This is a genomic window from Providencia sp. M-27 (genome assembly GCF_011077905.1).
In the GTDB taxonomy this organism is placed as follows: Bacteria; Pseudomonadota; Gammaproteobacteria; order Enterobacterales; family Enterobacteriaceae; genus Providencia; species Providencia huaxiensis.
The window spans coordinates 1-7,862 of record NZ_JAALBT010000037.1 but is presented as its reverse complement, the minus strand read 5'-3'; the positions used below and the strand labels follow the sequence as shown (position 1 = coordinate 7,862).

General features: G+C 55.5%; 9 protein-coding genes. 1 reads left to right on the top strand and 8 read right to left on the bottom strand.

Annotation, left to right across the window (positions count from 1 at the left end):
- The 8 genes from G6Q48_RS21475 to G6Q48_RS21440 form a co-directional block, all read right to left on the bottom strand.
- On the bottom strand, window positions 1-383 hold a 383-nt coding region (locus tag G6Q48_RS21475; RefSeq protein WP_166268354.1), incomplete at its 3' end, for a recombinase family protein.
- A gap of 130 nt (window positions 384-513) precedes the next feature.
- Window positions 514-2,001 (bottom strand): efflux transporter outer membrane subunit, encoded by a 1,488-nt coding sequence (locus G6Q48_RS21470; RefSeq protein WP_048607676.1) that lies wholly within the window; start codon window positions 1,999-2,001, stop codon window positions 514-516.
- Complete coding sequence (locus G6Q48_RS23160) at window positions 1,988-2,461, bottom strand: cytochrome c (protein ID WP_094963214.1); 474 nt, start codon at window positions 2,459-2,461, stop codon at window positions 1,988-1,990. Before G6Q48_RS23160 ends, G6Q48_RS21470 begins: the two co-directional genes overlap by 14 nt.
- A gap of 28 nt (window positions 2,462-2,489) precedes the next feature.
- Window positions 2,490-3,200: an ABC transporter ATP-binding protein gene (locus G6Q48_RS23155; protein ID WP_048607673.1), complete on the bottom strand. Its 711-nt coding sequence runs from the start codon at window positions 3,198-3,200 to the stop codon at window positions 2,490-2,492.
- Between the two features lie 4 nt (window positions 3,201-3,204).
- Complete coding sequence (locus G6Q48_RS21455; protein WP_094197185.1) at window positions 3,205-4,407, bottom strand: ABC transporter permease; 1,203 nt, start codon at window positions 4,405-4,407, stop codon at window positions 3,205-3,207.
- Window positions 4,404-5,555: an efflux RND transporter periplasmic adaptor subunit gene (locus tag G6Q48_RS21450; protein WP_094963215.1), complete on the bottom strand. Its 1,152-nt coding sequence runs from the start codon at window positions 5,553-5,555 to the stop codon at window positions 4,404-4,406. Before G6Q48_RS21450 ends, G6Q48_RS21455 begins: the two co-directional genes overlap by 4 nt.
- The gene (locus G6Q48_RS21445) at window positions 5,552-6,160 is read right to left on the bottom strand and encodes a TetR/AcrR family transcriptional regulator (RefSeq protein ID WP_004393990.1); all 609 of its coding nucleotides are present in this window, start codon (window positions 6,158-6,160) and stop codon (window positions 5,552-5,554) included. Before G6Q48_RS21445 ends, G6Q48_RS21450 begins: the two co-directional genes overlap by 4 nt.
- Before the next feature lie 80 nt (window positions 6,161-6,240).
- Window positions 6,241-6,915, bottom strand: a complete 675-nt coding sequence (locus tag G6Q48_RS21440; protein ID WP_094963216.1) for a hypothetical protein — start codon at window positions 6,913-6,915, stop codon at window positions 6,241-6,243.
- A gap of 554 nt (window positions 6,916-7,469) precedes the next feature.
- On the opposite strand from G6Q48_RS21440, the gene G6Q48_RS21435 reads away from it, so the two are divergent.
- Window positions 7,470-7,817 (top strand): hypothetical protein, encoded by a 348-nt coding sequence (locus tag G6Q48_RS21435; RefSeq protein WP_094963218.1) that lies wholly within the window; start codon window positions 7,470-7,472, stop codon window positions 7,815-7,817.
- Window positions 7,818-7,862: the final 45 nt, after the last annotated feature.

Genomic DNA, 7,862 nt, shown 5'->3' with positions numbered 1-7,862 from the left:
TCGCGCTGACGTTCGCGGATCAGGGCGCGCTCGAACTCAGCAAAGGCTCCCATGACCGACAGCATCAGATTGGCCATCGGTGAGTCCTCGCCGGTGAACGTCAGCCCTTCTTTGACGAACTCCATGCGCACGCCCCGTTGTGTCAGCCCTTGGACGATGCGGCGCAGGTCATCAAGGTTGCGTGCCAACCTGTCCATGCTATGCACCACCACGGTGTCGCCCTCGCGGACGAAGGCCAGCAGCCTTTCAAGTTCGGGACGTTGTGTGTCCTTGCCTGAAGCCTTATCGGTGAATACCTTGCCGACTTCTATTTGTTCCAGTTGTCGATCAGGATTCTGGTCGAAGCTGCTGACGCGGACGTAGCCGATACGTTGACCTTGCAAGATGCCTCCAAAGGTAAAAATGTCAGGATGAAATCTATTACCCTTGGCTGAATGTGTCAATAAATATAAATTCACACTCTACTCTGACGTTGTTTGTGCTCAACATCTGACATCAGGTTAGGGCATAGCCTTAACTGACACCACCTCCCAGGGCCTGATATAAAGCAACACTATCGACTAGGCGTTGTGCCTGGGCCGCAATCATATTGATCCGGATTGACTGTGCCTGTTGCTGCGCGATGAGCAGTTGCAGGTAGCTGGCCGCGCCCAGCCGGTATTGCCGCTCGACCGACTGCAAGGAGGCCTGTGCAGCCATATCAGCGGCAGCGAGGGCAGTCAAAGTTTGTGCATCGCTTTCCACCGCGCGCAGGGTGTCGGCGACGTTACGCAAAGACTCCAATACGACGCTCTGGTAATTGGCTGCGGCGGCATCAAAAGCGGCGAGCGCCGCTCTTTTTTCAGCGGGTAGCCCTGGATTAAAAAGAGGCTGGGTGAGCTGCGCAACCAGGCCCCACACTGCCGAGCCACCACCGAACAGGGCACCGGTGGTCAGCGCTTGAGAGCCAAGGTTGGCGCTCAGGTTGATCTGTGGGTAGAGCTTGGCGACAGCCACACCATAGTCTGCATTGGCCGCATGCAACAGCGCCTCTGACGCCTGGATATCCGGTCGGCGGCGCACCAGTTCTGAGGGCACGACGAGCGGCATCTCGACGGGCAGAGTGAAATCGGCCAGAGTGAAGGCCGGGATGCCACCCGTGCCTGGGGCACGACCGGCTAGCACCGCCAGTAGATGTTCGGTTTGTTGCAGTTGTTTACGCAGCGCAGGCAGTTCTGCCCGCGTTTGCTCCGCCTGAGCTTGTAGGCTCAACGCTTCATCAGGTGAGGCCTGACCGATACGCACGCGTTCATGGGCTAGGCGCAGTTGCTCATCCTGCACGCGCAAAATGGCAGTAGTGGCTTCTAGTTGCGCGGCGAGGCGTGCTCGGGTAATGGCAGCGGTTGCCATGTTGCCGGCAAGGGCCAGGCGCGCAGCATTCAGTTCGAAGCGACGGTAGTCGGCGCGAGCAGCCAAGGCTTCGAGTGCGCGCCGGTTGCCGCCAGCCAGATCGAGGTTGTAATGCACGCCAACGCTGGCGTTGTAGAGGCTGAATTGACGTGCGTCTCCGCTCAACCCTTGGCTACTGGGACTCATTTGCTGGCGCTGAGATCCCAGTGCGACATCTACCTGTGGATATTGCGTCGAGCCCGCCTGTGCGGCAAGAAGCTCCTGCGCCTGTCGCAAATTGGCGCTGATGCTCGCCAGCGTCGGGCTGACATGGAAAGCTTCGTTGATCAGTCCGTCGAGTGCGGATGAACCCAAGCTTTGCCACCATTGCGTTTCGATCGGAAGCCCTTCGACTAGACGTTGTGTTTCGCCGAACTGCGTGGGAGCGGACGCGGTTCTATCAGCCACCGGTGTTGCAGTGTAGCGAGCCACATCGGGTGCGGTGGGACGCTGAAAATCAGGGCCGGCGGCGCAGCCGGCCAGACCGGCGGTGACCAGACCAGCTACCAGGTAAGTTGCCGCAAGCCGTCTTTTGAGGCTGATGGGGCGCTGGCATGTTTTAGCGTGCTCCATAAAAATGCTCCACGAAAGGTTTACGGAAAGCTTGGTGGCAGCCCAAGCAGCTTTCCTGCACGTGGGCGAATGATTGGATCACCGCCTTGCCGTCGCTGCTCGCAGCAGCCAGCTTCATGGCCAGCGCCGCCTCGTGAGTCTGCGCGTCAAAGTTTCTGAACTTGGTCGCATCAGCGCCGAGGTAAGCAAGGATGCGCATTTTTTCAGTAAGCGGTGGCTCGGGGTGTGCAGCAACTTTTGGGGCGAGCTGAACGACCTGAACCCATTCCTCCTGCGAAATCGCACCGGTAATAGCCTGCATGTTGCGCTCGAGTTCCTGCATGATCTTGCGTAGCGCCAGTGGCTCAACCTGGGTAGCGTCACCAGCCCAAGCTGGCAACTGAAAACCCCATAAAAGCAGGCAGGCCGTAACGGTCAGGGTGATAGTTCCAAATGCGTGGTTGTGTTTGCGGTGGGTCATGAAATTCTCCTGTAATTCAATCGTTCTCTCATTCGAACTCCCGCCCTTCGCCAGCTTCCTCATGGGTCACACCGTCGCGGATGTGGTAGATGCGCTTGAAAGTGGGGATGATCTTTTCGTCATGGGTGACGACGATGATGGCGGTCTCGAACTTCCGAGCCATGTCGTTGAGGATGCGAATCACCGCCATGGCACGCACGCTGTCGAGAGGTGCGGTGGGTTCATCCGCCAGGATCACCGGTGGGCGGTTAACCAATCCGCGCGCGATGGCAACCCGTTGCTGCTCGCCACCGGAGAGTTGCGATGGCATGGCGTGAACTCGGTGTTGCACATCAAGCGCCGTAAGCAATTCCAATGCCTTCGCTCGCGCCTCTGCATTCGCGACGCCTGCAAGCATCGGCAGCAGGGCCACGTTGTCGGTGACATCGAGAAACGGAATCAGGTACGGCGATTGGAAGACAAAACCAATTTTGTCGCGCCGCAAGGCGCGCAGATCACGAACTTGCCAACCGCCGTCGTATATCACTTCATTACCCAGCGTCATGCGGCCGTCGCTCGGATCGATCACCGCACCCAGGCATTTAAGCAGCGTGCTCTTGCCCGAGCCGGAAGGGCCGACCAATCCGACCACCTCACCTGGTGCAACCTGCATATTCACGTCCTTCAACGCGTAGACAGCCGTGTCACCTTTGCCAAAGCGTTTGCTTAGGCCTTCGATGCGGATTCCTTTTCCAATCATGGGGTCACCCTATCGCTTCGGCCGGATCGACCTTGAGTGCCATGCGAATGGCGACGATGCTGGCCAGCACGCAAATCACGAGCACGGCAAAAAAACCGGTCACGGAATCCATTGGCGTGAGCAGCACATATTTGGGGAACAGGGGGGCTGAGAAAGTGGCGGTGATCTTGCCGACCACGAAGCCAATCACCCCCAAGGCGAGCGCCTGCTGCATGATCATCGCGGCGATAGTTCGGTTGCGTGTGCCGATGAGCTTCAATACCGCGATCTCGCGGATTTTGTCCATCGTCAGCGAGTAGATGATGAAAGCGACGATGGCCGCGCTAACGATGGCCAGAATCACCAAGAACATGCCTATCTGTTTGGCCGACGTGGCGATCAACTTGCCGACGAGGATGTCTTCCATCTGTGCCCGTGTGTAGACCGTCAAACGCTTCCAGCGTCGGATGGATTCGGCAACCTCGTCCGGCGCATGACCAGGTTTCAGAGTGACCAGCACTGCATTGACGAACGCGTTGGTGCTCTGTGAAGCAATCACGGCATCCAGCAAACCAGGAACACCGGGTCGATTGAAGGCCGGGTTGGCTTCGGTGCGACGCCGGCTTTGCCAAATGGCGTCGTTGTCCTTGAGGAACTGAGCCTCTTGGGCATCCTTGAGCGGAATGAATACCATCGGGTCGCCGCTGGACGACACCATGCGCCGTGTCAGCCCCACGACGGTGTAATGATTTCGGCGAATGGCAAGACGATCTCCCAGTTTGAAGCCGGTGGCGATGTCGGCCACCGCCTCGTAGTGACCGCGCGTGATCTGGCGTCCAGCGACGAGATAAGGAGGCCATCCGGGTGTAGCCCCCAACGCACCGGGCGCGATGCCGACCACCATGGTGCGTACATCACTCTCGCCCTTGCGTACCTGCATGGTCAGGTAGGTCACGTTCGCTGCCTGTGAGACTCCCGGCATGGCGAGAATGGCGCGATACACGTCATCGTTGAGGCTGGACGACTCCGCATAAGGACCCAGAGTATCCTTTTGCACCACCCAAAGGTCAGCGCCACTGTTGTCGAGCAACGCCTTGCCGTCGTCCACCATGCCTCGGTACACCCCAGCCATGACCAGGGTGACGCCGATCAGCAGACCCAGACCGATGCCGGTGAAGACGAATTTTCCCCAGGCATGGAGAATGTCGCGGCCGGCCAGGCTGATCATCGTGACACTCCTGGGATATGGTCGACCACATGGATGCGGCTGCGCGCCGTCAGTGCCTTTTCGCTATAGGTCACAACCTGGTCCCCATTCTTGAGCCCTTCGCGCACCTGCACGTAACCATTGAGGTCGGAAGTGCCGAGCTTGACCGGGGAGAAATGCAGATCACCATCCACGATTTGCCAGACACCAACTTTGTCGCCCTCACGCTGGACGGCAGCGTTGGGGATCAGTGGAGCGGCCGGGAGCGCCGGCAAGTCAACCGTGACTTCGGCCAGTTCACCCACCGGTGGCAAAGGTTCTGGTTTGTTATCGAATGTCACCTTGGCAAGCGTTTCCTCGGTTACCGCGTCGGCCTTGGGTTCCACCCGCAGCACGCGACCTTTCAAGGTCTGGCCACCACGCGAACGCAGGACGATAAGAGTCGGCAACCCCCCAGCCAGCCCCGATGCGCTGATCTGGTCGAAGCGCGCATTGATCCACAAACTCTTGGGGTCGATCACTTCCACCACGGCCTGGCCCGCGACGATGGTCGTGCCGGGATCGGCATCGCGCACGGCGACTACACCGTCGACCGGCGCGATCAGGCGCAGATTGCTCCGCTGCGCGACGAGTCCTTCGCGGTCGGAGCGTGCCCGGACAATATCTTCCCGAGCGGCAGATAAGGCGGCATCGGCGATCTGCAGTTCCAGCCGCTTGGTGGTGACGATTTCCTCGCTGGTCGAGCGCACCGCAAACAATTGCTCGTAGCGGCGCGCCTGGGTTTGCGCGTAGGCTTGCCGGGCTTCTGCCTCGCGCAAAGCCGCTTCCGCACGCTTGAATGCCGACTCCTGTGAGCGCACCCGATCATCGAGGTCGACCGGCTCCATCTCGCCGAGCACCTGTCCGGCCTTGACCTGGTCGCCTACATGCACCTCCAGGCGTTTGACGCGCCCGGCAAACGTCGGCCCGATCTTGTAGGTGTAGCGCGCCTCCACCGTGCCGATGCCGAACAGCGCCGGTGTGATAGCCCGTGATTCCACGCTTGCCACCGTCACAGCGACCGGGGCGAGCGGCCCTGATCGCAGACCGACATAAATAAAAAGCACCAGCAAAGGAATGATGACGGCAAGCAGCGCCAGGGTGCGGCCTTGCAAGGGTAACTTTTTCATTGCGCACTCCTTATGCCACGCCGATAAATTGCAAAGACGCGCGGCGCATCGCGGTGCATACGTCCCACATCACCCGCCAACAGCGATTGCATGACCAAGCCCTGGATCGTGCCAATGAACAGCGTTGCCGCCGCCTCGTTGTCAAGCGAGGGAGACAACTCGCCGCTGGCCTTGCCTTTCTCGATGAGACGATGCAAACGTTCGCCGTAGCGCTGAATCAAGGTTTGCACCATGCGCTTGGCCGGTGTCGATTCGGCACGCTGAAGCTCACCAAACATCATTCTTGGCACGCCTGGGTGCTCAGCTACGAATTCGATATGACTCATGAACATCGCCTCCATGGCTGCCAAGGGCGACTCGATTCCTTGTGCGGATCGATCGATTCTGGCTAATAGGCGCTCTGCTACCCACTCCATGACCGCCTGCCAAATGGCTTCCTTGTTCGGGAAGTGCCGAAACAGCGCACCCTGGGTCAAGTTCATGTGTTTAGCGATAGCCGCAGTGGTTATCTCGCTTGGGTTTTGTGAACCGGCAAGCGCCACGACGGACTCGACAGTTACGGCACGACGTTCATCGGCCGGCAGATGCTTTGGATGGGTGTCCACGAGCACTCCTTGTAAGATAGTAATTGATTACTATCTTACCACAAGAGGCAACTCAAACAAGAGAAAACCCGACGTACTCGTCAATATCTAGCGTCTGCAATGGGCTTAACGTGCTTTATTTTCCGTTTTCTGAGACGTCCCCTAAAAACCAATGCCAGAAGTAGCGTGAACATAATGAATGGAATGCCTTCCGCCAGTGTGTTTTGCGGATTAAGCAGGATAAGGCCGAGCACTCCACTCAGGAGGAAGAAACCAATACTCATCCACTTTAAGACAGGCGTTCCATGTCGATATACAATGAGTTTAATAATCTGGGTATCTGGTAAATCCTTCCCCATCGGTAATGAATATGCTGTTTGTATCGCTTTAGCTAACCCGTCATCGAATTGGCCGAGCGTCAGAGGTTTGTCTTTGTCTTTAACCCAGGCGTCGAACTCTGGTTTCACATCACTCTCTTCTATCAGATCGATATAGAACTGTGTTAGCGGCCATTCTATCTGTTGGTCATAATAGGCTTGTGGTCCACCCGCGTCATCCAGAGCGCGAATTTTAATTGCATACTTAGAGATACCAAACAGCACTACCGCAACAAACAAGATTGCGGAAGCCAGAATCAGTCTGTCTATATCCATGCCGGTAAAGAGCGAGTAAATAAACAGGGCGACACTTACCACTTGCAGCACCGCTGTACCAATAACAAAAAACCAAGCACTCTTGCCCAGAAAGGAAATGCATGCGTCAATATTTAACTTCATCAGATAATTAGCCCGCTTAATAATAGATATTAATAATACCTAAACCACGATCAGCTGCATCAGGAAATGACAGCAAACCGATCTGCTTTTTCCTATGCATGAGAAATTTACCCTGTTGAAATACGCCATGCCATAACCGATATCAGTTCCAACATTACAAATCTAGACCAACATACAATATGATTTAATTAACCCACCGCTGCCACACTGAAGACCTTCTTTACCTACTTTATCGCTGAATTTACCGAATCCCCCGCCTCTTATTTTTTCTCTTTTTTTCTCTCTTTTATCTCTTCTTTTCTCGCGTCTGTCATTCAGGAAGAACTTGCCGATTCCAAATAATGACACCGAACCCAAGCGGGCTTTCATATTATCGCGGAACAATGAGGATAGAGCTCGGGCTGGGTTTTGCCCCAAGCGGAGCGCCGGGGCATGGGGTTATACCCTTTATTGTATGTTGGTCTAGATATTAGGTTATTAAACCTTCTTAATATGACTTTAATTAAAACTGCATTATCATTACTTAAAAATGACAACCTCATCAGGAATAGCAAATGGAACTATTAAAATCAGAAATACCATTCACAATTCATGATAGTGAAATTAGTCAGGGGCCATTTCCAGCAAATGGTTTCCTACCATTATTTGAAACTGATTTTGGCAACGGCGATTACTATGGTTTGTACTGGCCTATCGGTCTTGAAAATGAACGCCTTATAGTTTGCGAACTATTTCACGATGAATGGCGTCTCGCCCCCGTTTTTTCAAATGCGTTAATATTGGCGGAGTGCCTGGAAATGGATAATGACTGTCAGGATGATGATTCAGTGATTGACGATCCCCTGCTTGGGGTTGTGTGCCCATTTCATCGAAAAGTCCAAAGTTTGCTTGTAGCCCTTTGATATCAAGGACTACAGCCGATATATAGTTTAATAATATTAATAGAC

Coding starts and splice junctions, on each gene's coding strand:
- G6Q48_RS21470 (WP_048607676.1), bottom strand. CDS start 2,001: ATGGAGCACGCTAAAACATGCCAGCGCCCCATCAGCCTCAAAAGACGG.
- G6Q48_RS23160 (WP_094963214.1), bottom strand. CDS start 2,461: ATGACCCACCGCAAACACAACCACGCATTTGGAACTATCACCCTGACC.
- G6Q48_RS23155 (WP_048607673.1), bottom strand. CDS start 3,200: ATGATTGGAAAAGGAATCCGCATCGAAGGCCTAAGCAAACGCTTTGGC.
- G6Q48_RS21455 (WP_094197185.1), bottom strand. CDS start 4,407: ATGATCAGCCTGGCCGGCCGCGACATTCTCCATGCCTGGGGAAAATTC.
- G6Q48_RS21450 (WP_094963215.1), bottom strand. CDS start 5,555: ATGAAAAAGTTACCCTTGCAAGGCCGCACCCTGGCGCTGCTTGCCGTC.
- G6Q48_RS21440 (WP_094963216.1), bottom strand. CDS start 6,915: ATGAAGTTAAATATTGACGCATGCATTTCCTTTCTGGGCAAGAGTGCT.
- G6Q48_RS21435 (WP_094963218.1), top strand. CDS start 7,470: ATGGAACTATTAAAATCAGAAATACCATTCACAATTCATGATAGTGAA.